Raw genomic sequence first — 25,308 nt, 5'->3', positions numbered from 1 at the left:
GGTCTTCCCCAAGGACCACCTGTGTGAAAGGACCCCACCAAGCCCCACCCCTCCCGCCCGCCGCGCAAACTCACTCCCGCGAGTGAATATGCCAACTGGGATGGATTCGGGGTGGGTTGTCTGCTCTACGCTCAGCGCAGCAGTACCGCATCACCCCCACGCCGCAGACATGCGACGGCCCCCGCAGGGACTGGCATCCCATTGCGAGGGCCTGGCCACCGAGGAAGAAACCCCTTCCCGATGACTGACCAACCAACGGAAAAGGCTCCGTGATGGCCGAGGAAAACCCTAGCGCGCCGCCGCACTCCGAGTCCCGCATCCCGGGCAAAAACCACCCCCACGCGGGTGGACTCACCCATGACAACGCCCGCCACACCGAACGCTTCACGGTGATCGGCAACCACCTCGCCCAGCACGAGGAGCTGTCGCTGCTTGCGATCGGCCTGGCTGTGCACATCCAGTCGCTGCCCCCGGGCGTCCGCGTCGACATCAAGAGCCTCACCGCGCGCTTCCCCGAGGGGTCGGTCCGTATCGCCGCCGCGTTGCGCGAGCTGGAGGCCCACGGCTATCTCCGCCGCGAACGCAACCGCATCCCCGGCGGGCGGATCATCACCCGCACGGTCTCCTGCAACCAGCCCGGTCACCGTGATCGCGGTCCGGCCTCGGACCACGCCCCCACAAGGCCGGCGGCGACGCCCCGCCCCGAAGGCCGCAGCCGCGCAAGGCGCTCCCCGCCGTGCCTCGCCCCGCCTACCCGGCTCCCGCGCTCCTCCAGACAGCGATGGACCTCCTCGCCCGCCTCCGCCGCCACGACTCCCGCCTCCTGCTGTCCGCCACGGACGCGGAGCACCTCGCCCCCGGCGTCGCCGCCTGGCTGGAGCGGGATGTCAGCCCCGCAGCCATGGTGCGAGCGCTCACCGCGGACCTCCCACCGGACCCGTTGCGTCGCCCGGCCGCCCTCCTGGCGCACCGCCTCGCCGCCCAGCTCCCACCCCCACATCCCTTCCAGGCTCCACCGCAGGCTGCACCGCAGGCTCCACCGCCCATGCGAGGCCCCCTCCCCACCTGCGACGGCTGCGACCGGCCCTTCCGCTCGCCGACCCCGGAGCTCCTCTGCCGCGACTGCCGACCCGGTCGCCCTGAGGCCGCCTAGCATGAGCGTGACGATCCTTGCCCCCGGGCACCGACGAGGAGCGAGCGCCATGACCATCGCCTCGGACCACACGCAGCACGGTGCCTCCCTCCTCTACCGGGCCATGCGGGACTTCGTGGAGTCGACGGACGACAACCTCCCCGGCAGGTTCGAGATCACCAAGCAAGGGATCGTCCTCGACATGATGTCGCCCACGAGGCCGCACGAGCTCACCGTGCTGCGCGTCCGGAAGCGCCTGGAAAAGGCGATGCCGGCCGAGATCGTGGCCCACACGGGTGAACCCGACGTGGAGGACGAACCCGAGGGCATCATGCGCCGTCCCGATGTGATGGTGATCGCCGAGGCGGACATGGAGGGAGAGGGCTCCTTCGATCCCCGGTCACTCGTCGCCGCCATCGAGGTGGTCTCCCGCTCCAACCCGGACAACGACTGGGTCAGCAAGGTGCGCGACTACCCGCTGATGGGCATCCCCGTCTACGCGATCTTCGACCCCCGCACCGGAACGGGCGCGGTCCTCAGCGACATCCACCCCACCCCCGACGGTCCCCGCTACGCCACGCGCAAGGACTTCGTCTACGGCGAGGACGTCACCGTCGCGGACTGGACCGTTTCCACCGAGGATCTCCCCCGCTACCCCGACTGACCGGCTCCACCAAGGTCTCCCCCGCTACCCCGCCCCATGGGCCCGCCCTCCCGCGCCGGCCAACCACCTGATGGACGGGGTCGAGCAGGTCAGCCCGCGCAGTTTCCTGAGCGCGTTGCAGAAGGCCCTGGCGGAGACCCGGGACCAGTACGCGGGCCATGAGTTCGCGCTCCATCACGAAGGGATCCGGCGTGGGGTGCAGACGGCATCGGAGACGCGGGTCGCCGAGGTCGGCGAGGACATGCCGTGGGTGAGGCGGGCGATCGAACCGCTGGCGGGCCGCCAGGTGCCGGTCGAGCAGGAGAAGGTGGAGGCTCTGTGGGAGGAGTCCCGGCTCGTGGAAGCCTTGCGCAAGGAGGCCGAGCGGTACGTGCCCGGCGACCCCGCCGACGAGACGCTGGTCCGCACCGGCCCGCGTCATCCGGAGAACCCGGAGCTGCTGATCGAGGAGTTGATCTCGCTGGGCGTGATGCGTCGCCGCCGTGACGGCCGGATCGACCTGCCGGACGTCTACCGCATCGCCTTCAACGTGGGCCGCAAGGGGGGCGTGCCGAGGGTGGCCGGCTGACGCCGGTCCGCTCAGCCGTGGTCCGTCAGCGGCGGTGCGGCGACCACGGCCCACACGGTCTTGCCGGGCCCGCCCGGACGCGGGACGACACCCCACGTCTCGCAGAGCGCGGCCACGAGGATCAGCCCACGTCCGTGTTCCGCGTCGGGTTCGGCGGACTCCTGCCCGGGCAACCGCTCCCCGCGGGTGTCGCTGACCTCCACCCGCACCCGTCCGCTCCCATGGCGGCGTAGTCGCAGTTCCGCGTCCCGGCCCGCGACGCGACCGTGGGTGACGGCGTTCGCCGCCAGCTCGGCGACGACCAGTTCGACGGCGTCATTGGCCGGGCCGCCGTACGGCCATCCCCAGGCGTCCATCTGTTGTGCGGCGAGCCGTCGGGCGAGGCGGGCGCCGCGTGGGGTCGCGCTGAACCGGAGGGAGAGCGGTGCTTCGCGGTCGTGATCGTGGGCGCGGTCGTGGTGCCGGTGGTGGTCGGGAGTGATGTCGGGGAGTGGGGTTCGCATGGCCCGAAGATCCCGTTTTGTGGCGTCAGTGACCAGGGGAAACGGTGGCACGGCCCGGATCTGTGGGGGTCGGGCGGAGTGGTGTCGGGGCTGTCGGGATGCCCAGAACAGAAGCGAGCAGTTCGCGGAAAGCATCGAAAAGCTGCTAGCAGTAGGTCGTCAGTAGCGGCTAGGCTGTGCGTGAGCGGGCCGCCGGGGTCCGGTCGAAGGAGAGTGCACTGTGGTGATCAAGGTCAGCATTCATGCGAGCCCGGAAGAGCTGCCCGCGTTGATCGACGCGTTGGCCGCACACGGGGCCGAGTTCAGCCTGCACGCCATGGCGCGTACGGCCGAGGCGTCGGCCCCGTCCGTGCTGGACCCGGAGGTGCTCGCGCTGCTGCGGAACCGGGCGGCGTCGCAGTACGCCGACCTCTTCGTCTCCTTCGTGGAGAAGGAGGTCCGTGAGCACGGGGCCGTCGCCGAGCTCGGCACCGAGAAGACGAGCTACGTGAAGCTGTACGTGCCCGGACCGCGCAAGGTCGGCGCCTACTGCTATGTGCGCCCGGACCGTGCGTACCTCGACTTCCGTCTGCCGCTCGAGGCCGCGGAGGGCTGCCGTTACGCCGCCGCGCGCAACGTCCAGGCGGACAACGCGCATGCCGTACGCCTGCCGTTGACGACGCCCGACGCCCTGCCCGAGGCGCACCGGCTCGCCCGCCGGGCCGCAGAGGAGGCGGAGGCGGCGTGACCTGGCGTCACGGCGGGTCGGGAGGTCGCGTCCACGGTGGGGCTACCTAGACGTGACACGGCCGGTGAAAGCGGCGGTGAACCTCGTCCCCTGCTCACCCGGCCCAGATCGTCAACCGATGTCCGATGCCGCGAACAGCCCCTCGCCCCCGAACTCGAAGGGCATCCGCAGCAGAACGCCTCGGTACAGGTCATCCGGTTTGAAGTCGCGGAAGTTGCGCGTCACCAGAACATCGACTTTGGCAAAGCACGCGGACGCCAGGTGGATCGCGTCAGCACCCTTGATCTTCGGGCGTTCGGCGGTGATGTCGTTCGCGAGGAGGCCGACGCGTCGGGTCACTTCGACGAGAGTGATGTAGGGCTCCTGGAGCAGCGCCCGGATACGAAGCCGGTGGTCGCTTGCGCTGGTGCCCCGCGCCTCTGCGAAAGTGAGCGTCGAGGTGTGCAGCCGCACGTGCCCGGCTTTGCCGGCCCGCAGCATGCTCTCGGCCTCGCGTGCGCTGCCCGTTCCCTGCGCCCAGTCGATGAAGCAGTTGGCGTCCAAGTACACCGAAGCGGGACGGTCACTTCTCCCCACGCAGGGCCTCCAGGTAGTCCACCGCGTCCTGCCCGCCCGTCATGTCCGGCCAGAACCCGGCCCGCAGCTCTTCGTCCGACAGCAGCGGCTCCGTCGGTAGCAGTTCGACATCGGTCGCCCGCATGCGGACGCTCTGCCCCTGCGCGTTCTCGGTGATCTCCCCTGTCACCTCCACGCGGTCACGCCGCCATGCCCGCCGGAGTTCGGGGTCGAGGTCGTCACCGAAGTACACGGGGATCACCTCGCCGCCGACCTCGGTGCGCAGCAGAGCCCGGGGATGGTGCTGTCGTTTTCCCTCCTCCAGTCCGCTCAGGCGTCCCCGCCGGGAGCCGACTGTCAGGAAGCGGGCCTTTGTGGCGCGGCCCAGGTTCAGGGCGGCTCGTTGGGTGACCTCCGCAGAGCGAAGGGCCACCCCGTTCCCCCTCACCTCGACGAACATCCCGACATCCGGCGACGCGCCGAGGGACCTGGCGACCCGCTGCCCGAGGTTTGCGGCCCGGAAGGTCCAGCCGGTGGGGATGCGCTCACTGGACTCTGCCTCGTGCAGCCCTGTCACGGCGGTGTGGAGCACGCGCTCCACCACCTCGTAGGTGGAGTGCTCGGCGATGCGCAGGGGCTCGAGAACGCAGGCGACGCTGCCGAGCCGGAGCTCGTTGAACGTCCAACGGGTCCCTTCCTCGCTCGGTCGAGCCGTCTCCGTGACCTCCAACTCGCGCAGGAGGGACAGCACGGTCTGCATGGACCGCAGGGAATCCTGGGCATCCATCCCCGCGTGCGGACCTCGCAGCTTGAGCGCGAGCTCGATCCTCATGTCGTCCCTCCTCCCGGCGTCGATGTTGCAGGACCCGCGAGGTGTCAAGGTACGCGAAGCCCACCACCATGCTGGTCTCTTTCCCGCAGGCTTGTCACTCGAAAGAAACCCTGGTGACGGATACGGACCTCGGTCGAACCGCCCGTCTCCGGTGCCCCGACCTCCGGGCTGCCAGAGGCCGGGAGCTCTCATCGGACGGGGAAGGCGGTGCATGCCGGACACAGGTTCTCGTCGCCGACCGGGCGGAAGAGTCTGGGTTGGATGTGGCGGCCTTCGCATTCGCGGGTGCCTGTCAGGCGGGCGGAGAGGCGGGGGCCGGGGGTGCGGTCGGGGGATGGGGATGTGGGGCTGGGGGCGGGGGTGGTGGCGGGCGGCGGTGGGACCTCGCGGAGGAGGTGTCGGAACAGGCCGCCGGGGCTGTGGACGAGGGTGCCGTCGTTGGGGAGGCCGCGAAGGATGTGCGTGCGGATGACGGTGGGCGGGTGCCCGGCTTCCAGCCAGCGGGCGGTGAGGGCGGTCAGCTCCGCCCGCATGGGGTGGGGGATGTGACGCAGGTCGGGGGAGAGGGTCGGGTAGGCGGCGACGAGGGTGGTGGCGGCGGCGAGGGTTTCCGGGCTCGGCTCCGGGCTCGGTTCCGGGCTTGCGGGTGTGCCGGTGGGGGGTTTGGGGGGACGGTTGGGGGTGTTCTCCGGGGTGTCGCCAATGGGATAGCCGTCGGGCGGCGGAGGGGTCGGGTCACCGACGGTCGGAGGTTGAGGACTCGGTGCGACCTGCGGCGATACGGACGATGCCGGTGCGACGGGCATCCGCGCGAGGATCTTGGCGGCCTCGGCAGGCTTCAACGGGACGCTGGAGACGAGCTGTTGGGTGACCCAGTGGCCGCCGGGGCCTTGCAGGCGGCGCTCGTGCACGAAGCCTTCGTCTTTGAGCTGGCGTTTGGCGCGGGTGAAGGCGGTCGCTCCGATGTTGGCGCGTTCGGCGGTGCGCGAGAGGGGTTCGCGCGCTCCCTCGGGGAGGGAGAGCTGCCAGGTGAGGAGTCGAACGGCGTCGGAGGAGAGCCGGGGATGCCGGATGAGGTCGTGGGAGAACTGGGTGAAGGCGCGCGGGGGCGCGATATGGTGACGGTAAATCACGGTGGGAGCCCTTACTTCCACTGGTGGTTCAGGCCCTCGCGAACGGTTCCAGCCGTTGCGGGGGCCGTATTTGTGCTGACGGTACAGCACGGAAAGTGTGCGCCTGGACGCGTTGAGTGAAGAAAGCTTTCGCTGGGCATTCACCCACACGAACCAACTTGTGTCGTTCGAACTGCTGTTGAGCAGGGCCGCTCCTAACCTGCGATCACGGACAGCGGAGTCGCGAGGGAGCGAGGCGGGATGGGCAGTGGCGCGGACTCGGGCGCGGGTGGCGCGGAGCCTGAGGCGGACGGGGACTTCCTGCGCGGCTTCGGGCGTCAGATGAAGCTGATGCGGGAGGTGGCCGGGCTCACGCAGGCGCAGTTGGGGGATCGGGTCGGATACGGCGAGGCTCAGATCGCGGCGGTGGAGCAGGGGCGGCGGATTCCGAAGCCGGACCTGATCGAAGTGGTGGATCGGGCGGTGGGGGCGAGGGGCGTGCTCGCTGCGATGAAGCCGGAGGTGGCGAAGGCGCGGTATCCGTCGTTCTTCCGTCGGTACGCGGAGCTGGAGGCGGAGGCAGTTGAATTGCATGCCTACATCAGCCATGTGATCAAGGGGCTGTTGCAGACGGAAGAGTATGCGCGGGCGGTCTTCCGGATGTGGCGACCGCTCTTGGACGAGGAGGCGATCGAGCAGGGTGTGGCCGCCAGGTTGGAGCGGCAGAAGCTCTTCTCGCGGCGCCCCGCTCCACTGCTGAGCTTCGTCATCGAGGAGCACGTGTTGCGGAGGCCTCTTGGTGGCCGAGAGGTATGGCGAGGGCAGTTGGAGCAGCTTCTGATCTACGGGCATCAGCGCAACGTCGAGATGCAGGTCATGCCGACGGAACGCGAAGAGCACGCAGGTCTGGCTGGGCCGTTCACATTGATCCACTCGAAGGATCAGCGCAGGATGGCTTACATGGAAGTGCAGGGCATGAGCACCCTGCTCGCGGACCCGAAGAAGGTCAGCCCGAGGGAAGCGACGTACGGCGTTCTCCGAGCGCAGGCGTTGACTCCCAGGGAGTCGCTGGTCTTCATCGAGAAGCTGTTGGGAGAGCTATGAAGGCGAGCAGCCCCGAGCCTGCCGTTAACGAACTGCACTGGTTTAAGAGCACTTACAGCGCGGGTGACGGCGGCGACTGTGTCGAGATCGCGGACGCCGGTGCGGCCGTGCTGGTCCGTGACTCCAAGCGGCCGGGGGAGGGGTTCCTTACGGTCGGTGCCGGCCAGTGGGCCGCGTTCGTGCGGATGGCCGCGCGCGGTTGAGCTGATCGGAGGAGGGGGCGGCGGGTATTGGGCCGCCCTTCTCTCATGCCTCGCGGCGCGGTCAGAACGCCTGGAGATAGACCCGCGCCCGATCGGCTTGAAGTGTCTCGACGTAGATGTCGATCCACTGCGCCTTCTTGCGGCGGTGGTCGCTCACGCAGGGCGGGCACACCCCGGCCCAGCGCACCCCCTTCAACGTCTGCGGCTCGGGCAGCCCGAGGTGCGCGAAGAGCTCTCCCTGTGGAGCAAAATCCGTCTTCTGCGCCTTCAGGGGCTCTTGGGGGCGCAGATCCTCCGCGATGTCCTCGGCAGTTTTCTCGCTGGTGACGAAAGTGAGGAGGTAGACGTCCTCCTGTGGATTGATCTGGACGGCGCCCTTGGTCTGCGTGGCGCCCTCCGGGATCGCCACGTTCATGAACGCGGACGCGTCGGAGGCGCCGGCTTCCTTGTCCCACTGATAGTCGCGTCCCTCGGCCACGGGGCCATCGCCCTGGTCGCATCCGGAGCACGACACGAGAAGGAGGGCGGTTGTCAGCGCCGCCAGCAGGTGGGCGCCACGTCGGTTCTTCACCGGTTCTCCTCATCGCCCCGGGAGACGTCCCCGCGGGTGCCTTCGCGGCCCTGGTCCGGTGGGGCCGTCGTCGCGGGTGTGTCGCTGTTCAGGTCGTACGTGTAGGTGGAGCTGCTGCCTCGCATGTCGAACTCGCGGGCGAGGCCCGTCTTGTGGAGACGCCCCATTTCGGAGTCGGGGATCACGACGCCGCCGGGAAACGTGGTCGACTTGCCCTCGTCCCAGTTGTACCGGTCCCAGACGTTGGCCTGGTAGTCGAGTGTGACCTTGGGCCTGCCGTTCTCTCCGGGGCTGACGGTGACCATTCCTGACACGTTCTGCTGGTGCGAGCCGATCGCGTGGTACCACTGGTCATTCCGGAAGGTCCGACCGGCCTGCGCACTCTCCACCGGTACGACCACGGTCTTGTCGCCGCCGGCCTTCTCGAACGCGTCGAGCCCTTGCTGCCGCCAGTCGTCCTGGTTCTTGCCGATGTGGACGGCGATGTCGTCCCGGAACCCTGAGTCGTCCTTCAGGATGCGGTCCACGTCCAGATCCAGGGGTTCGCCGGTGGCGCTCAGGTAGTGCTCCATATTGCGGGACGCTGCGTTCTCTCCCGTGAAATCGCCTCCTGCCGCTATGCCCTGCGCCCGCGCCAGGAACCACAGGTCCTCGGCCGTCGGCTCCTCGGTGTCGAATGCGCCGGAGCCGGGGTCGGGCGCATGCCACTTGTACAGCGGGCTCATGATTCCGGCCTTGCGCAGCTCGTCCCCCTTCTCCTGGAGCAGGACGGCGCGCGTGACGGGATCGAGGTCACGCCACCATTCGGCGACCTTGGTCCTGTCCTTCGGGATGTGCTGCGCCTTCGCGGCTTCTTCCAGGGACGGGTAGGGGCTGGGAGCGGGCGCCCGGTTGAAGCCGTTGATCGTGCCGTCGATGAGGTTCGAGTCCTGCATCACGGTGGCGAGGGTCAGCTTGAGCCCTTCGTCCGCGTCGTTCACGGCCTGCACGGCGACGGCGAGTTGCGCGGCCCAGTCGGCCGCCGTGTTCCGGGCGCTCTCCTGGTAGCCGGGGTCATGGACGTAGGCGCTGTACTCGCCGGGTTCGAGCCGGGACGTGTCGAAGGCGACGACACCGTTTTCCGACACCCGCATGCCGGCACGGACCGCCTCTTCCCGTGTGTGTTCGATCTTCTTCCGCAGGTTGCTGAACTCCGTGTGGGCGGTACGGAGCAGCTTCGCGACAGCGAGTGCTTCGCTCTGCGCGCCCTGGTACTCCTTGAGCGTCACGTCGAAGCGTGCGGATCCGGCGTTCGCACTGACGCCGATCCATGTGTCTCCCAGAGAGATGCCGTGTACGTCCTTCTGGTATCTCTCCGCGAGCGTGCCGAAGTCCTTGGCCATGGCGTCCCAGTCGCCGGCGGCCGTGGTGAGTTTCGACAGGTCGGTGCTCATGATTTCGTGATAGGTCGCCAAGGCCAACTCCGCGCGATCAGATGGTGGTTCGGGAACCGATCAGAACGAGTCCAGTACGGAGGAATTCCGGATCCCCGATCCCACGCCGGTGTCGGTGCCCTGGAACAACAGGCCTGTGGCACGCAGAGCCGCCTTTTCCGACCCGAGGCGGTTCATCAGCGTGGTGAGCTGCTGGCTCCACGTCTCCTTCGCGGTCTTCAAGGCCTGGCCGGTGAGCCAGCCTTCGCCGTCGCCGGGTCCGAACGCCGTGGCGGCCGCACCGGTGCTTTCGGCTGCTTTGGCACCCGCCTTCGAGGTGTCCGGCTCCAGGTGCTCCTCGATCGCTTTGGCCGCGGCCTTCTTCTGGGCAGGGGTCGACGCGAAGTCCTTGCCGGGCGCTCTGCCCCCTCCGTCGGCCGCCAACTCGTTCAGGCGCGTGTGCGCAGGCTCACCTTCGGTCACGATTCACTCCCCCGTTTCACGTTCCGCTCCATCCTAGGAGGAGAGGCGACCGCACCTCGTACCGCATTCGCGTCAGCTCCGCCCCTTCTTCTGCCGCACGCGTGCCGACCTCTCCCCCGCCCGACCATACGAAAGGGCCCGTACGACCGGAGTCGTACGGGCCCTCTCAGGTTGCTCAGCTCAGGCTGGAGCTACCAGGTCGATCAACGGACTTACTTGTTGATCTTGGTGACCTGGCCGGCGCCGACCGTCCGGCCACCCTCACGGATGGCGAACTTCAGGCCCTCTTCCATGGCGACGGGCTGGATGAGCTCCACCTTCATCTCGGTGTTGTCACCCGGCATGACCATCTCGGTGCCCTCGGGGAGGGTCACGACGCCGGTCACGTCCGTCGTACGGAAGTAGAACTGCGGACGGTAGTTGTTGAAGAAGGGGGTGTGACGGCCACCCTCGTCCTTCGACAGGATGTAGGCCTGGGCCTCGAACTCGGTGTGCGGCGTGACCGAACCCGGCTTGATGATGACCTGGCCGCGCTCGACGTCCTCGCGCTTGATGCCACGAAGCAGCAGACCGACGTTCTCACCGGCCTGACCCTCGTCGAGGAGCTTGCGGAACATCTCGATGCCGGTGACCGTGGTGGTGGTCTTCTCCTGCTTGATGCCGATGATGTCGACGGTCTCGTTGACCTTCAGGACACCACGCTCGATACGGCCGGTGACGACCGTACCGCGACCGGTGATCGTGAAGACGTCCTCGACGGGCATGAGGAACGGCTTGTCGACGTCACGCTCGGGGGTCGGGATCGACTCGTCGACGGCGGCCATCAGGTCGAGGACCGTCTGACCCCACTCGGCGTCGCCCTCGAGGGCCTTGAGCGCCGAGACCTTGACGACCGGCAGGTCGTCGCCCGGGAACTCGTACTCGGAGAGGAGCTCACGGACCTCGAGCTCGACGAGCTCCAGGATCTCCTCGTCGTCCACCATGTCGGCCTTGTTCAGGGCGACGACGATGTACGGAACGCCGACCTGGCGGGCCAGGAGCACGTGCTCCTTGGTCTGCGGCATCGGGCCGTCGGTGGCGGCGACGACGAGGATGGCGCCGTCCATCTGCGCCGCACCCGTGATCATGTTCTTGATGTAGTCCGCGTGACCGGGGCAGTCGACGTGGGCGTAGTGACGCGTCTCGGTCTGGTACTCGACGTGCGCGATGGAGATGGTGATACCGCGCTGGCGCTCCTCAGGAGCCTTGTCGATCTGGTCGAAGGCCGAGGCCTCGTTCAGGTCCGGGTACGCGTCGTGCAGCACCTTGGTAATGGCGGCCGTGAGGGTCGTCTTACCGTGGTCGATGTGACCGATGGTGCCGATGTTGACGTGCGGCTTAGTCCGCTCGAACTTCGCCTTCGCCACTGGGGTCCTCCTGGGAGTGGTTCTGGAACGCCTTGCTTCATCGGCGCCAGGTGATCTTTGCTGTCAAATCCCGGGGCCGGGGCAAACACCCACGATCCTTGACGAATGCGGGTGGATGCCCCAGGGGCTCCGGAGTCAAGCCTAAAGCGTGTGAACGCGGTGCGTTACTCGCCCTTGGCCTTCGCGATGATCTCCTCGGCGACGTTCCGGGGAACCTCGGCGTAGGAGTCGAACTGCATCGAGTAGCTCGCGCGACCCGACGTCTTGCTGCGGAGGTCGCCGACGTAGCCGAACATCTCCGACAGGGGCACCAGGCCCTTGACGACGCGGGCACCGGCCCGCTCCTCCATGGCCTGGATCTGACCACGGCGGGAGTTGATGTCGCCGATGACCTCGCCCATGTAGTCCTCGGGCGTGGTGACCTCGACGGCCATCATCGGCTCGAGCAGCACGGGGCTGGCCTTGCGCGCGGCCTCCTTGAAGGCCTGCGAACCGGCGATCTTGAAGGCGAGCTCGGAGGAGTCCACCTCGTGGTAGCCACCGTCGAGCAGGGTGACGCGCACGCCGGTCATCTCGTAACCGGCGAGGATGCCGAACTGCATGGCCTCCTGCGCACCGGCGTCGACCGAAGGGATGTACTCCTTCGGGATACGACCACCGGTCACCTTGTTCACGAACTCGTACGAGGCGTCGCCGCCCTCGATCGGCTCGATCGCGATCTGCACCTTGGCGAACTGGCCGGTACCGCCGGTCTGCTTCTTGTGCGTGTAGTCGACCCGGTCGACCGCCTTGCGGATGGTCTCGCGGTAGGCGACCTGCGGCTTGCCGACGTTGGCCTCGACCTTGAACTCACGGCGCATACGGTCGACCAGCACCTCGAGGTGCAGTTCGCCCATGCCGCCGATGATGGTCTGGCCGGTCTCCTCGTCCGAGTGGACCTGGAACGACGGGTCCTCCTCGGCCAGGCGCTGGATCGCGATGCCCAGCTTCTCCTGGTCGCCCTTCGACTTGGGCTCGATGGCGACCTGGATGACCGGCGCCGGGAAGTCCATGGACTCCAGGATCACCGGGTTCTTGTCGTCGCACAGCGTCTCGCCGGTCGTGGTCTGCTTCAGACCCATGACGGCGACGATGTCGCCGGCGCCGACCGCCTCGATCTCCTCACGCTTGTTCGCGTGCATGCGGTAGATCTTGCCGATGCGCTCCTTCTTGCCCTTGACGGAGTTCAGCACGGCAGTGCCGGACACCAGGCGGCCCGAGTAGACCCGGACGAAGGTGAGCTTGCCCAGGTGCGGGTCGCTCATGATCTTGAACGCGAGGGCGGACAGCGGCTCGTCCTCGGACGGCTTGCGCTTGACGACCAGCTCCGGGTCCTTCACGTCGTGGCCCTCGATGGCCTCGACGTCCAGGGGGGAGGGCAGGTAGCGCACGACCGCGTCGAGCAGGGGCTGAACACCCTTGTTCTTGAACGCGGTGCCACAGAACACCGGGGTGACGGTGACGCCGTCGGACTTGCCGGACGCGATGGTGATGCGACGGATCGCGGCGTACAGCTGCTCCACGGAAGGCTCCTGGCCCTCCAGGTACAGCTCCATGATCTCGTCGTCGTTCTCCGCGACGGTCTCGACGAGCTTGCCGCGGTACTCCTCGGCAGCCTCGGTGTGGGTGGACGGGATGTCGACGACGTCGTACATCTCGCCCTTCTCCGCCTCGGCAGACCACACGAAGGCCTTCATCGTGACCAGGTCGACGACGCCCTTGAAGTCGGCCTCGGCACCGATCGGCAGCTGCATCACGATCGGGGTCGCACCCAGGCGGCCGCTGATCATGTCGACACAACGGTGGAACTCGGCACCGGTCCGGTCGAGCTTGTTGACGAAGCAGATACGCGGAACGCCGTAACGGTCCGCCTGACGCCACACGGTCTCGGACTGGGGCTCGACGCCGGCAACGCCGTCGAACACCGTCACGGCGCCGTCGAGCACGCGCAGCGAACGCTCCACCTCGACGGTGAAGTCGACGTGGCCCGGGGTGTCGATGATGTTGATGGTGTGGTCGACATCGGCAAGCGGCCAGTGACAGGTGGTGGCAGCAGAGGTGATCGTGATGCCACGCTCCTGCTCCTGCTCCATCCAGTCCATCGTGGCGGCGCCGTCGTGGACCTCACCGATCTTGTAGGAGACGCCGGTGTAGAACAGGATCCGCTCGGTGGTGGTCGTCTTGCCCGCGTCGATGTGGGCCATGATCCCGATGTTGCGGACCTTGGCCAGGTCAAGTGAAGTGGTAGCCATAAGGCTTTCGTCTTCTCTCGGTCTCGATGTGGGTAGCGACTACCAGCGGTAGTGCGCGAAGGCCTTGTTGGACTCGGCCATCTTGTGGGTGTCCTCGCGCTTCTTCACAGCGGCGCCGAGGCCGTTGGACGCGTCGAGAAGCTCGTTGAGCAGGCGCTCGGTCATGGTCTTCTCGCGACGGGCGCGGGAGTAGCCGACGAGCCAGCGCAGAGCAAGGGTGCTCGCGCGGCCGGGCTTGACCTCGATCGGGACCTGGTAGGTCGCGCCACCGACACGGCGGGACTTGACCTCGATGGTCGGCTTGATGTTCTCGAGAGCGCGCTTCAGCGTGATGACCGGGTCGTTGCCGGTCTTCTCGCGCAGGCCCTCCATGGCGCCGTAGACGATGCGCTCGGCGGTGGAGCGCTTGCCGTTCAGCAGCACCTTGTTGATGAGCGACGTGACAAGAGGAGAACCGTAGACCGGGTCGATGATGACCGGGCGCTTCGGGGCAGGGCCCTTACGAGGCATTGTTTACTTCTCCTTCTTGGCGCCGTAGCGGCTGCGGGCCTGCTTGCGGTTCTTGACACCCTGGGTGTCGAGGGAGCCGCGGATGATCTTGTAGCGAACACCCGGCAGGTCCTTCACACGGCCACCACGCACGAGCACGATGGAGTGCTCCTGCAGGTTGTGTCCCTCGCCCGGAATGTAAGCGGTGACCTCGATCCCGCTGGTCAGACGCACACGCGCGACCTTACGCAGGGCCGAGTTCGGCTTCTTCGGGGTGGTCGTGAACACGCGCGTGCAGACGCCGCGGCGCTGAGGAGAACCCTCGAGTGCGGGCGTCTTGTTCTTCTCGACCTTGTCCTGCCGGCCCTTACGGACCAGCTGCTGGATCGTAGGCACTACTTCTCCGGTTTCTGTGTGCCGATTTGTACAGCTAACCTGGAACTTCGCCGACCCACGCGGTCGGGTGTGTCGGACCCCCGGACTTCCGCCGCGAGGCAGGAAGGGGCGCGGATCACGGTGGCCATTGCTACGGCCCCGGTGCGGTTGCAGACACGCACATGGGCCAGGGCACACCCCAGGCACAAGGTCTGAGCGTACCCAGCGCACCGACTCCGGTCAAAATGAAGGCCCTGTCACCGACACGCCGGAGGTTTACGAGCCCTGCCGCAGCCCCTGTGCCACGGGAGCCGCGACCTCCCCGGAGCCCGCCGGCCGGCCCGCGGGAGCCGGCACGGATCCGCCGCCCTCGTCCCCGGCCCGGGCCCCGGTACCGGCCCCGGCCTCGGCTCTTTTCGCCCCGGCTTCGGTTCCGGCCCCGGCTTCGGTTCCGGTCCCGGTTCCGGTTCCGGTTCCGGCCGCCATCGTGTCGTGGCCCCCCGCCGCCGTGTCATGGCCGATGAAGTACGTCGGACGGTTCTGCACAGCCGTGTATATACGGCCCACGTACTCGCCGAGCAGCCCGACGCAGACCAGCTGCACGGCTCCGATGAACAGCACGCCTATGAACAGGGACGTCCAGCCGGGCACGGTGTGCTGGAAGGCGTGGGCGCTCAGCGTGTAGACCATCAGGCCGAGGCAGACCAGGAAGGCGAAGCCGCCCAGCCAGGTGGCGATGCGCAGCGGTGCGGCCGAGAACCCGGTGACGCTGTCCACGGCGAGCCGGATCATCCGGCCGAGGGGGTACTTGCTCTGCCCGGCCGGCCGCGGAGCCCGCTCGTAGGTGACCTGGCCGCTGGGGAAGCCCAGCCAGGGCACGAGGAGCCGGTAGACGCGCTGCTGGTCGGGCAGGGCCTTCAGGGCGTCCACGGCGGCCCGGCTCAGCAGCCGGAAGTCACCGGCCTGGGCCGGCACCGACGGACCCGCCAACCGACGGACGAGGCGGTAGTACAGGCCCGCCGTCCACCGCTTGAAGCCGGTGTCGCTGGCCCGGTCGGCGCGGATGCCGTAGACGATGTCCAGGTTGTCGGCGCGGGCCAGCGCGAGCATGTCCGGGATCTTCTCGGGCGGGTCCTGGAGGTCGGCGTCGATGCTGACGACGTACGCGCCGGCCGCCCGGTCCAGCCCGGCGGTCAGGGCTGCCTGATGGCCGGAGTTACGACGCAGGCCGATGACGCGCAGCTGCGGCCAGCCCAGCCGGAACGCGGCCAGCAGCTCCGCCGTGCGGTCGGTGCTGCCGTCGTCCACCACCACGACCTCGTGGTCGACGGCGAGACCGTCGAGGACCGGGCGCAGCCGGCTGACGAGCGCGGGCAGCACCTCTTCCTCGTTGTACATGGGTATGACGACCGACAAGACGGTCGCCGCTGCCGTGGTCCTCGGCGCTTCGGCCACCGGTCCTCCCCCAACCTCTGGTGCGCATGTGCGACCCTGTTGCGATCTTATGACCACACTCTTCTGAGCAGACTCCACGATCTTCCGGACAGCGCCGCCGCCCTGGACGTCCGGCGGTCGGCCGAGGGGGGACCCCAGCCATGAGCACGGCTTCCAGCGACACGGCGACGGACCCCGCCGTGCCCGACGGGCCGGAGGAGCGGTCAGGGACCCTGCGCCGCCTCACCCTGCCGGACGGTGTACGACCGTACCTCGCCCCGCTGCTCCTCTACGGTGTGACGAAACTCGTAGGCCTGTCCGTGTTCGCCTGGCTCCTGGAGTGGGCCGACGAGTACCAGAAGAAGAACCCGCGCTTCGGCGGCGGCGCCCACTGGTGGGACGTGCTCGCCACCTGGGACGGCTGGTGGTACCTCCAGGTCGCCGAGAAGGGCTACGACCCCGGCCCGCTGGAGCGGCTCGCCCCGGGCGGGCTGTTCACCGTCAAGCAGAACTCGGTCGCCTTCTTCCCGCTCTACCCGGGCCTGATCCGGAGCGTCTCAGAGGTCACCGGCCTCGGGCTGTACGGCGCCGGGATCCTGGTGTCGGTGCTGGCGTCCTTCGTCGCGGCGGCCGGCGTCTACGCGGTGGTCTCCACGCTCGCCGGCGCGCGGGCCGGCACGATCGCGGCCGGACTGTGGGCGGTGTTGCCCGGCGCGGGCGTGGAGTGGGCGGTCTACTCGGAGTCGCTCTTCGTCGCCATCGCCGCCTGGTGCTGCTACTGCGTGATGAAGCACCGCTGGGTGGCGGCCGGACTGCTGGCGTTCCTGGCCGGGCTCAACCGGCCTACCTCCGCCGCGCTCATCGGGGCCGTCGGACTCGCCGCGATCGTGACCCTCGCCCGGCGCGAAAGCCGGCGCGAGCACGGGGTGGCGGGGCCCCTCTACGCCATGTTCGCCGCCCCGCTCGGCCTGCTCACCTACGTCGCCTGGGTCGGGCTCAGCTCGGGTGACCTCACCGCGTACTTCACGCTCCAGCGCGAGGGCTGGGCGCACTACTTCGACTTCGGCAAGTACACCTGGGACGTGCTCGCCAACACGGCGGTCGGCCGCCACGACTACCTGTTCGCGTTCTCCGTCCCGGACCTCCTCGCCGTCCAGGTAGTGCTGGCGCTGCCGTTCCTCATCGCGCTGATGCTGCGCAAGAAGCCGCCGCTGGTGCTGGTCGCGTACACGTTGGCGAGCGTGATCACCGTGCTGGGCACCCAGCAGATGTTCGGCAACACGGGCCGCTACCTGCTCCCGGCCTTTCCGCTGCTGCTCGCGCCGGCCGCGGCGATGAGCCGGCTGAAGTGGCCGAGCCTGGCGGTGTTCTTCACGACGGCGGCCCTGGCCTCCGGGTGGTACGCGCACTACGTCATCTTCGAGCTGGGCATCCCGTAGCCGCTCCGGGGCCGGGGGGCGACGAGGGCGCCTGACGCGGCCGCGGGCAGCGTCTGGGAGCCCCGACGGCTCCCTCCGGGGCTCGGAAGGCGGCACGGAGGCGGCCCGGATCTCCCCGGCCGCCCTGCCGGCCGTCAGAGCGCCCCTCGCCCGTCAGCTCGCCCTCGCCCCCTCTCCCGTCACCCGTCACCCGTCACCCGTCACCCGTCACCCGTCACCCGTCACCCGTCAGAGCCCTGGCAGAGCTCCGGTCAGCGTCCTCCCGGGCACGGCGCGCACGCCGAAGGGCGGCCACCCCGCAACGGGGGTGACCGCCCTTCATGCACCTCGGACGTTCGCCTTACTGGTTGTACGGACCGTAGTCGTAGTCCTCCAGCGGAACGGCCTGGCCGGAGCCCGTGCCGAACGGCGAGTAGTCGATGTCGTCGTAGCCGACGGCCGAGTACATCGCGGCCTTGGCCTCCTCGGTCGGCTCGACCCGGATGTTGCGGTAGCGGGACAGACCCGTACCGGCCGGGATGAGCTTACCGATGATGACGTTCTCCTTGAGGCCGATCAGGGAGTCGGACTTGGCGTTGATCGCCGCGTCCGTCAGCACCCTGGTCGTCTCCTGGAAGGACGCCGCCGACAGCCAGGACTCCGTGGCCAGCGAGGCCTTGGTGATACCCATGAGCTGCGGACGACCGGAGGCCGGGTGACCGCCCTCCTGGACCACACGACGGTTCTCGACCTCGAACTTCGAGCGCTCGACGAGCTCGCCGGGCAGCAGCTCGGCGTCGCCGGACTCGATGATCGTCACCCGGCGCAGCATCTGCCGGATGATGATCTCGATGTGCTTGTCGTGGATCGACACGCCCTGCGAGTTGTACACCTTCTGGACCTCGCCGACCAGGTGGACCTGGACGGCACGCTGACCCAGGATGCGCAGCACGTCGTGCGGGTTGGTGGCACCCACGGTGAGCTTCTGGCCCACCTCGACGTGCTCGCCCTCGCTGACCAGGAGACGGGCGCGCTTGGAGATCGGGAACGCCGTCTCGTCGCTGCCGTCGTCCGGCGTGATGACGATCTTCTTCGTCTTCTCGGTCTCCTCGATCCGCACGCGGCCGGAGGCCTCGGAGATCGGGGCGACACCCTTCGGGGTACGGGCCTCGAAGAGCTCGACGACACGCGGCAGGCCCTGGGTGATGTCGTCACCGGCCACACCACCGGTGTGGAAGGTACGCATCGTCAGCTGGGTGCCGGGCTCACCGATGGACTGGGCGGCGATGATGCCGACCGCCTCACCGATGTCGACCAGCTTGCCGGTGGCCAGCGAGCGGCCGTAGCACATGGCGCACGTACCGACCTGCGACTCACAGGTCAGGATCGAGCGGGTCTTGACCTCCTCGACGCCGTGGCGCACCAGCTGGTCGATGAGCACGTCGCCCAGGTCCACGTTGGCCGGCGCGATCACCTTGCCGTCGATGACGACGTCCTCGGCGAGCATGCGGGCGTAGACGCTGGTCTCGACGTCGTCCGCCTTCTGCAGGACGCCGTTCGCGTCCTTCGAGGCGATCCGCAGCTTCAGACCGCGCTCGGTGCCGCAGTCCTCCTCGCGGATGATGACGTCCTGCGAGACGTCCACCAGACGACGGGTCAGGTAACCCGAGTCGGCGGTACGCAGGGCGGTGTCCGCCAGACCCTTACGGGCGCCGTGCGTGGAGATGAAGTACTCCAGCACGGACAGGCCCTCACGGAAGGACGCCTTGATCGGACGCGGGATGGTCTCGTTCTTCGCGTTCGACACCAGACCGCGCATACCGGCGATCTGCCGCATCTGCATCATGTTTCCTCGGGCGCCCGAGTCAACCATCATGAAGATGGGGTTGGTCTTGGGGAAGTTCGCGTTCATCGCCTCGGCGACCTCGTTGGTCGCCTTGGTCCAGATCGCGATGAGCTCCTGCGTGCGCTCTTCCTTGGTGATCAGACCGCGCTCGTACTGCTTCTGGACCTTCTCGTCCTGCGCCTCGTACCCGCGGACGATCTCCTTCTTCGCCTCGGGGACGACGACGTCGGAGATGGCCACGGTGACACCGGAACGGGTCGCCCAGAAGAAGCCGGCCGCCTTCAGGTTGTCGAGCGTCGCCGCCACGATGACCTTGGGGTAGCGCTCGGCCAGGTCGTTGACGATCTCGGAGAGCTGCTTCTTGCCCACCGAGTAGTCGACGAACGGGTAGTCCTCGGGCAGCAGCTCGTTGAAGAGCGCGCGGCCCAGGGTCGTCCGCAGCCGGAAGGTGTCACCGGTCTGGTACTCCGGCTCGCCCTCCTCGACGGCCGGCGGCGTCCAGCCACGCGGCGGGATGGTGCCCACCGGGAAGCGGATGTCGATCGGCGACTGCAGCGCGAGCTCACCGGCGTCGAACGCCATGATCGCCTCGGCCGTGGAGCCGAAGGACCGGCCCTCGCCCTTGGTGTCGCGCAGCTCGCCGTCGGTGGTGAGGAAGAACAGACCGAGGACCATGTCCTGGGTCGGCATCGTCACCGGACGGCCGTCGGCGGGCTTGAGGATGTTGTTCGAGGACAGCATCAGGATGCGGGCCTCGGCCTGCGCCTCCGCGGAGAGCGGCAGGTGGACGGCCATCTGGTCACCGTCGAAGTCCGCGTTGAACGCGGTGCAGACGAGCGGGTGGATCTGGATGGCCTTGCCCTCGACCAGCTGCGGCTCGAAGGCCTGGATGCCGAGGCGGTGCAGGGTGGGCGCACGGTTCAGCAGCACCGGGTGCTCGGCGATGACCTCTTCGAGGACGTCGTACACGACGGTGCGGCCGCGCTCCACCATGCGCTTGGCGCTCTTGATGTTCTGCGCGTGGTTGAGGTCCACGAGCCGCTTCATCACGAACGGCTTGAACAGCTCCAGCGCCATCGCCTTCGGCAGACCGCACTGGTGCAGCTTCAGCTGCGGACCGACGACGATCACGGAACGCGCGGAGTAGTCCACACGCTTGCCGAGCAGGTTCTGACGGAAGCGGCCCTGCTTGCCCTTGAGCATGTCGGACAGCGACTTCAGCGGACGGTTGCCGGGGCCCGTGACCGGGCGACCGCGACGGCCGTTGTCGAAGAGCGCGTCGACGGCCTCCTGGAGCATCCGCTTCTCGTTGTTCACGATGATCTCGGGCGCGCCGAGGTCGAGAAGCCGCTTCAGACGGTTGTTGCGGTTGATCACACGGCGGTACAGGTCGTTCAGGTCGGAGGTCGCGAAGCGGCCACCGTCCAGCTGCACCATCGGGCGGAGGTCCGGCGGGATGACCGGCACGCAGTCCAGGACCATGCCCTTGGGGCTGTTGCTGGTCTGCAGGAACGCGGAGACGACCTTCAGGCGCTTGAGCGCACGGGTCTTCTTCTGGCCCTTGCCGGTGCGGATGATCTCGCGGAGGCGCTCGGCCTCCTCGTCGAGGTCGAAGGACTCCAGGCGCTTCTGCAGCGCGGCGGCGCCCATCGAGCCGTCGAAGTACGTGCCGAAGCGGTCACGCAGCTCGCGGTAGAGCAGTTCGTCGCCCTCGAGGTCCTGGACCTTGAGGTTCTTGAACCGGGTCCACACCTCGTCGAGACGGTCGATCTCGCGCTGGGCGCGGTCGCGCAGCTGCTTCATCTCGCGCTCGGCGCCTTCGCGCACCTTGCGGCGCACGTCGGCCTTGGCGCCCTCGGCCTCGAGCTCGGCCAGGTCGGTCTCGAGCTTCTTGGCGCGGGCCTCGAGGTCGGCGTCGCGGCGGTTCTCGATCTGCTGGCGCTCGACGGAGACGTGCGCCTCCAGCGAGGGCAGGTCACGCGTGCGGCGCTCGTCGTCGACGAACGTGATCATGTACGCCGCGAAGTAGATGACCTTCTCGAGGTCCTTCGGGGCGAGGTCGAGCAGGTAGCCCAGACGCGACGGAACGCCCTTGAAGTACCAGATGTGGGTGACTGGAGCGGCAAGCTCGATGTGGCCCATCCGCTCACGACGCACCTTGGCGCGAGTGACCTCGACGCCGCAGCGCTCGCAGATGATGCCCTTGAAGCGGACGCGCTTGTACTTGCCGCAGTAGCACTCCCAGTCCCGGGTCGGACCGAAGATCTTCTCGCAGAAGAGTCCGTCCTTTTCCGGCTTGAGCGTGCGGTAGTTGATCGTCTCGGGCTTCTTGACCTCGCCGTGGCTCCACTGACGGATGTCGTCAGCGGTAGCCAGACCGATCCGGAGCTCGTCGAAGAAGTTGACGTCGAGCACTATGCGTCAATCCCTCTCAGGGTTGTAAGTCTTGGGGTCTGATACGGGGGTCCCGGGGCCGGCCGGAGGTTCAGGGATCTTCATCGCCGAACCTCCGGACCGGACTCCCGTCAGACCTCTTCGACGCTGCTCGGCTCGCGCCGGGACAGGTCGATGCCGAGCTCCTCCGCCGCGCGGAAGACGTCCTCGTCGGTGTCACGCATCTCGATGGACATACCGTCGCTGGACAGCACCTCCACGTTCAGGCAGAGAGACTGCATCTCCTTGATGAGCACCTTGAAGGACTCGGGGATGCCGGGCTCGGGGATGTTCTCGCCCTTGACGATGGCCTCGTAGACCTTCACGCGGCCGGTGACGTCGTCGGACTTGATGGTCAGGAGCTCCTGGAGGGCGTACGCGGCGCCGTATGCCTCCAGCGCCCACACCTCCATCTCACCGAAGCGCTGACCGCCGAACTGCGCCTTACCGCCCAGCGGCTGCTGGGTGATCATCGAGTACGGGCCGGTCGAACGGGCGTGCAGCTTGTCGTCGACCAGGTGGTGGAGCTTGAGGATGTACATGTACCCGATGGAGATCGGGTCCGGGAACGGCTCGCCGGAGCGGCCGTCGAACAGCCTCGCCTTACCGGTCGGCTGCACCATGCGCTCGCCGTCGCGGTTCGGGATGGTGTGGTTGAGCAGACCCGCGAGCTCGTCCTCACGGGCGCCGTCGAACACCGGGGTGGCGACGTTGGTGCCCGGGGCGACCTGGTCGGCGCCGATGACCTGCAGGCGCTGCGCCCAGTCCTCGCCGAGACCGGAGACGTCCCAGCCGCGGCTGGCGAGCCAGCCGAGGTGGATCTCCAGCACCTGTCCCGGGTTCATTCGGGACGGCACACCCAGCGGGTTGAGGATGATGTCGACCGGGGTCCCGTCCTCGAGGAACGGCATGTCCTCGATGGGCAGGATCTTGGAGATGACGCCCTTGTTGCCGTGACGGCCGGCGAGCTTGTCACCGTCCGTGATCTTGCGCTTCTGCGCCACGTAGACACGAACCAGCTGGTTCACGCCCGGCGGCAGCTCGTCGCCCTCTTCACGGTCGAAGACGCGGACGCCGATGACCTTGCCGATCTCGCCGTGCGGCACCTTCAGCGAGGTGTCACGGACCTCACGGGCCTTCTCGCCGAAGATCGCGCGCAGCAGGCGCTCCTCCGGGGTCAGCTCGGTCTCGCCCTTGGGCGTGACCTTGCCGACGAGGATGTCGCCGGCGACGACCTCGGCACCGATGCGGATGATGCCGCGCTCGTCGAGGTCGGCGAGGACCTCCTCGGAGACGTTCGGGATGTCCCGGGTGATCTCCTCGGGGCCGAGCTTGGTGTCACGGGCGTCGACCTCGTGCTCCTCGATGTGGATCGAGGAGAGGACGTCGTCCTGCACGAGGCGCTGCGACAGGATGATCGCGTCCTCGTAGTTGTGACCCTCCCACGGCATGAACGCCACGAGCAGGTTCTTGCCGAGCGCCATCTCGCCGTTCTCGGTGGCCGGGCCGTCGGCGAGGACCTGACCGGTGATGATCCGGTCGCCCTCGTTGACGATGACCTTCTGGTTGACCGAGGTGCCCTGGTTGGAGCGGGAGAACTTGGCCAGGCGGTACGTGATGTACGTGCCGTCGTCGTTGGTCGTGGTGATGTAGTCCGCGGAGACCTCCTGGACCACACCGTCCTTCTCGGCCTTGACCACGTCGCCGGCGTCGACGGCGGAGCGGTACTCCATGCCGGTGCCGACGAGCGGGGCCTCGCTCTTGATGAGCGGCACGGCCTGACGCATCATGTTCGCGCCCATGAGGGCACGGTTGGCGTCGTCGTGCTCGAGGAACGGGATCATGGCGGTCGCGACCGACACCATCTGGCGCGGCGAGACGTCCATGTAGTCCACGTCGTCACCGGGGACGTAGTCGACCTCGCCGCCACGACGGCGGACCAGGACGCGGTTCTCGGTGAAGCGCAGGTCGTCGTCGAGCGTGGCGTTGGCCTGCGCGATGACGAAGCGGTCCTCCTCGTCGGCCGTCAGGTAGTCGACCTCGTCGGTGACGACACCGTCGGTGACCCTGCGGTAGGGCGTCTCCACGAAACCGAACGCGTTGACGCGGCCGTAGGAGGCGAGCGAGCCGATCAGACCGATGTTCGGGCCTTCGGGCGTCTCGATCGGGCACATGCGGCCGTAGTGCGAGGGGTGCACGTCACGGACCTCGAAGCCGGCCCGCTCACGGGAGAGACCACCCGGACCGAGCGCCGACAGACGGCGCTTGTGGGTGAGACCCGAGAGCGGGTTGTTCTGGTCCATGAACTGCGACAGCTGGCTGGTGCCGAAGAACTCCTTGATGGAGGCGACGACCGGCCGGATGTTGATCAGGGTCTGCGGCGTGATCGCCTCGACGTCCTGGGTCGTCATCCGCTCGCGGACGACTCGCTCCATACGCGCCAGGCCCGTGCGGACCTGGTTCTGGATGAGCTCGCCGACGCTGCGCAGACGACGGTTGCCGAAGTGGTCGATGTCGTCCGTCTCGACGACGATCGTCGTGCCGTTGTCCGCGCCCGTCTCGGTCTCGCCGGCGTGCAGCTTGACCAGGTACTTGATCGTCGAGATGACGTCCTCGACGGTCAGCACGCCCGCGTCGAGCGGAGCGTCCGCGCCCAGCTTCTTGTTGACCTTGTAGCGGCCGACCTTGGCCAGGTCGTAGCGCTTGGGGTTGAAGTAGAGGTTCTCGAGCAGCGTCTGCGCGGCCTCACGCGTGGGGGGCTCGCCCGGACGCAGCTTGCGGTAGATGTCGAGCAGCGCGTCGTCCTGGCCCTGGGTGTGGTCCTTCTCCAGGGTGGCGCGCATGGACTCGTACTCGCCGAACTCCTCGAGGATCTGCTCGGTGGTCCAGCCGAGAGCCTTCAGAAGGACGGTGACGGACTGCTTGCGCTTGCGGTCGATGCGCACACCGACCATGTCGCGCTTGTCGATCTCCATCTCCAGCCAGGCGCCCGGGAAGGGATGATCTTGGCCGAGAAGATGTCCTTGTCGGACGTCTTGTCGATGGAGGAGTCGAAGTAGACACCCGGCGAACGGACCAGCTGCGACACCACGACACGCTCGGTGCCGTTGATGACGAAGGTGCCCTTGTTCGTCATGAGCGGGAAGTCGCCCATGAAGACCGTCTGGGACTTGATCTCGCCGGTCTCGTTGTTCGTGAATTCGGCCGTCACGAAGAGCGGGGCCGCGTACGTGAAGTCACGGTCCTTGCACTCGTCGATGCTGTTCTTCGGCGGCTCGAAGCGGTGGTCGCGGAACGTCAGCGACATCGACCCGGAGAAGTCCTCGATCGGGGAGATCTCCTCGAAGATCTCCTCCAGACCGGACTTGGTGGGGACGTCCTGACCGGACTCCAGAGCCGCCTCGACCCGACTCTGCCAGGCGGTGTTCCCGAGCAGCCAGTCAAAGCTCTCGGTCTGCAACGCGAGCAGGTTGGGAACCTCGAGCGGCTCCTTGATCTTTGCAAAAGAGATGCGCAGCGGGGCAGTGCTGGCGGCGTTGTTCGTATTCGAGGTCGAGGCGTTGCGCGAGGCGGCCAAGAGGGGGTCCTTCCGAGGGCTCGGACTCACTACGCGCGTACCGGCCCCTCAGTCCCGGGCACGGAGACAGATGTTCCCCGATTGGCGAAAAGGCCAGGTGGGAGATGATCTGGTCGTCCGGACTCAAGTGAGGGCATGCCCCTGGTGACGGGCAGGGGACAGCTAACAGGCAG

At 67.8% G+C, this 25,308-nt stretch carries 19 protein-coding genes and 2 pseudogenes; 7 read left to right on the top strand and 14 right to left on the bottom strand.

Features of this window, described 5'->3' with window-relative positions; all coding sequences use genetic code 11:
- The first annotated feature begins 272 nt into the window (after window positions 1-272).
- The 3 genes and pseudogenes from QA802_RS25220 (at window position 273) to QA802_RS25210 (ending at window position 2,364) form a co-directional block, all read left to right on the top strand.
- Window positions 273-1,153: pseudogene (locus QA802_RS25220) on the top strand (helix-turn-helix domain-containing protein).
- 49 nt (window positions 1,154-1,202) lie between these two features.
- Window positions 1,203-1,796, top strand: a complete 594-nt coding sequence (locus QA802_RS25215) for a Uma2 family endonuclease (RefSeq protein ID WP_334526905.1) — start codon at window positions 1,203-1,205, stop codon at window positions 1,794-1,796.
- Window positions 1,797-1,866: 70 nt separating this feature from the next.
- The gene (locus QA802_RS25210) at window positions 1,867-2,364 is read left to right on the top strand and encodes a hypothetical protein (protein WP_334526902.1); all 498 of its coding nucleotides are present in this window, start codon (window positions 1,867-1,869) and stop codon (window positions 2,362-2,364) included.
- Between the two features lie 11 nt (window positions 2,365-2,375).
- On the opposite strand, the gene QA802_RS25205 is transcribed toward QA802_RS25210, so the two are convergent.
- A complete protein-coding gene (locus tag QA802_RS25205; protein ID WP_334526899.1) occupies window positions 2,376-2,867 on the bottom strand; it encodes an ATP-binding protein in 492 nt (163 codons plus the stop codon).
- 220 nt (window positions 2,868-3,087) lie between these two features.
- Between QA802_RS25205 and QA802_RS25200 the strand changes: the two genes are divergently transcribed.
- A complete protein-coding gene (locus QA802_RS25200) occupies window positions 3,088-3,594 on the top strand; it encodes a hypothetical protein (protein WP_334526896.1) in 507 nt (168 codons plus the stop codon).
- Window positions 3,595-3,705: 111 nt separating this feature from the next.
- Here the strand turns inward: QA802_RS25200 and QA802_RS25195 are convergent, their stop codons facing one another.
- From QA802_RS25195 to QA802_RS25185, 3 genes are all read right to left on the bottom strand, one after another.
- A complete protein-coding gene (locus QA802_RS25195; RefSeq protein WP_334526893.1) occupies window positions 3,706-4,143 on the bottom strand; it encodes a type II toxin-antitoxin system VapC family toxin in 438 nt (145 codons plus the stop codon).
- A gap of 13 nt (window positions 4,144-4,156) precedes the next feature.
- Window positions 4,157-4,981, bottom strand: coding sequence for a hypothetical protein (locus QA802_RS25190; protein WP_334526890.1), 825 nt, complete (start codon window positions 4,979-4,981; stop codon window positions 4,157-4,159).
- A 188-nt stretch (window positions 4,982-5,169) separates the two neighbouring features.
- A complete protein-coding gene (locus QA802_RS25185; protein WP_334526887.1) occupies window positions 5,170-6,114 on the bottom strand; it encodes a hypothetical protein in 945 nt (314 codons plus the stop codon).
- 240 nt (window positions 6,115-6,354) lie between these two features.
- On the opposite strand from QA802_RS25185, the gene QA802_RS25180 reads away from it, so the two are divergent.
- Window positions 6,355-7,197: a helix-turn-helix domain-containing protein gene (locus QA802_RS25180; RefSeq protein ID WP_334526884.1), complete on the top strand. Its 843-nt coding sequence runs from the start codon at window positions 6,355-6,357 to the stop codon at window positions 7,195-7,197.
- The gene (locus QA802_RS25175) at window positions 7,194-7,400 is read left to right on the top strand and encodes a DUF397 domain-containing protein (protein WP_334526881.1); all 207 of its coding nucleotides are present in this window, start codon (window positions 7,194-7,196) and stop codon (window positions 7,398-7,400) included. Before QA802_RS25180 ends, QA802_RS25175 begins: the two co-directional genes overlap by 4 nt.
- Before the next feature lie 61 nt (window positions 7,401-7,461).
- Here QA802_RS25175 and QA802_RS25170 read toward each other — a convergent pair whose 3' ends face one another.
- The 8 genes from QA802_RS25170 to QA802_RS25135 form a co-directional block, all read right to left on the bottom strand.
- Window positions 7,462-7,971, bottom strand: coding sequence for a hypothetical protein (locus QA802_RS25170; RefSeq protein WP_334526878.1), 510 nt, complete (start codon window positions 7,969-7,971; stop codon window positions 7,462-7,464).
- Complete coding sequence (locus QA802_RS25165; protein ID WP_334526873.1) at window positions 7,968-9,404, bottom strand: hypothetical protein; 1,437 nt, start codon at window positions 9,402-9,404, stop codon at window positions 7,968-7,970. Before QA802_RS25165 ends, QA802_RS25170 begins: the two co-directional genes overlap by 4 nt.
- Before the next feature lie 60 nt (window positions 9,405-9,464).
- On the bottom strand, window positions 9,465-9,866 hold the full coding sequence (locus QA802_RS25160) for a hypothetical protein (RefSeq protein ID WP_334526870.1): 402 nt from the start codon (window positions 9,864-9,866) through the stop codon (window positions 9,465-9,467).
- Window positions 9,867-10,078: 212 nt separating this feature from the next.
- On the bottom strand, window positions 10,079-11,272 hold the full coding sequence (gene tuf / locus QA802_RS25155) for an elongation factor Tu (RefSeq protein ID WP_319164282.1): 1,194 nt from the start codon (window positions 11,270-11,272) through the stop codon (window positions 10,079-10,081).
- Between the two features lie 164 nt (window positions 11,273-11,436).
- Complete coding sequence (fusA, locus tag QA802_RS25150; protein WP_334526868.1) at window positions 11,437-13,563, bottom strand: elongation factor G; 2,127 nt, start codon at window positions 13,561-13,563, stop codon at window positions 11,437-11,439.
- A gap of 39 nt (window positions 13,564-13,602) precedes the next feature.
- On the bottom strand, window positions 13,603-14,073 hold the full coding sequence (gene rpsG, locus QA802_RS25145) for a 30S ribosomal protein S7 (protein ID WP_020132641.1): 471 nt from the start codon (window positions 14,071-14,073) through the stop codon (window positions 13,603-13,605).
- Window positions 14,074-14,076: 3 nt separating this feature from the next.
- Window positions 14,077-14,448 (bottom strand): 30S ribosomal protein S12, encoded by a 372-nt coding sequence (gene rpsL / locus QA802_RS25140; protein ID WP_003948652.1) that lies wholly within the window; start codon window positions 14,446-14,448, stop codon window positions 14,077-14,079.
- 255 nt (window positions 14,449-14,703) lie between these two features.
- The gene (locus tag QA802_RS25135; protein ID WP_334526865.1) at window positions 14,704-15,882 is read right to left on the bottom strand and encodes a glycosyltransferase family 2 protein; all 1,179 of its coding nucleotides are present in this window, start codon (window positions 15,880-15,882) and stop codon (window positions 14,704-14,706) included.
- Window positions 15,883-16,022: 140 nt separating this feature from the next.
- On the opposite strand from QA802_RS25135, the gene QA802_RS25130 reads away from it, so the two are divergent.
- The gene (locus QA802_RS25130; protein WP_334526862.1) at window positions 16,023-17,300 is read left to right on the top strand and encodes a putative hexosyltransferase; all 1,278 of its coding nucleotides are present in this window, start codon (window positions 16,023-16,025) and stop codon (window positions 17,298-17,300) included.
- Between the two features lie 340 nt (window positions 17,301-17,640).
- Here QA802_RS25130 and QA802_RS25125 read toward each other — a convergent pair whose 3' ends face one another.
- Window positions 17,641-21,540: a DNA-directed RNA polymerase subunit beta' gene (locus QA802_RS25125; RefSeq protein WP_334526859.1), complete on the bottom strand. Its 3,900-nt coding sequence runs from the start codon at window positions 21,538-21,540 to the stop codon at window positions 17,641-17,643.
- Between the two features lie 110 nt (window positions 21,541-21,650).
- Window positions 21,651-25,135, bottom strand: a pseudogene (gene rpoB, locus QA802_RS25120) (DNA-directed RNA polymerase subunit beta).
- Between the last annotated feature and the right edge of the window lie 173 nt (window positions 25,136-25,308).

Origin of the sequence: Streptomyces sp. B21-105 (assembly GCF_036898465.1) — a bacterium.
In the GTDB taxonomy this organism is placed as follows: domain Bacteria; phylum Actinomycetota; class Actinomycetes; order Streptomycetales; family Streptomycetaceae; genus Streptomyces.
This window is presented reverse-complemented; position numbering and strand designations above follow the sequence as displayed.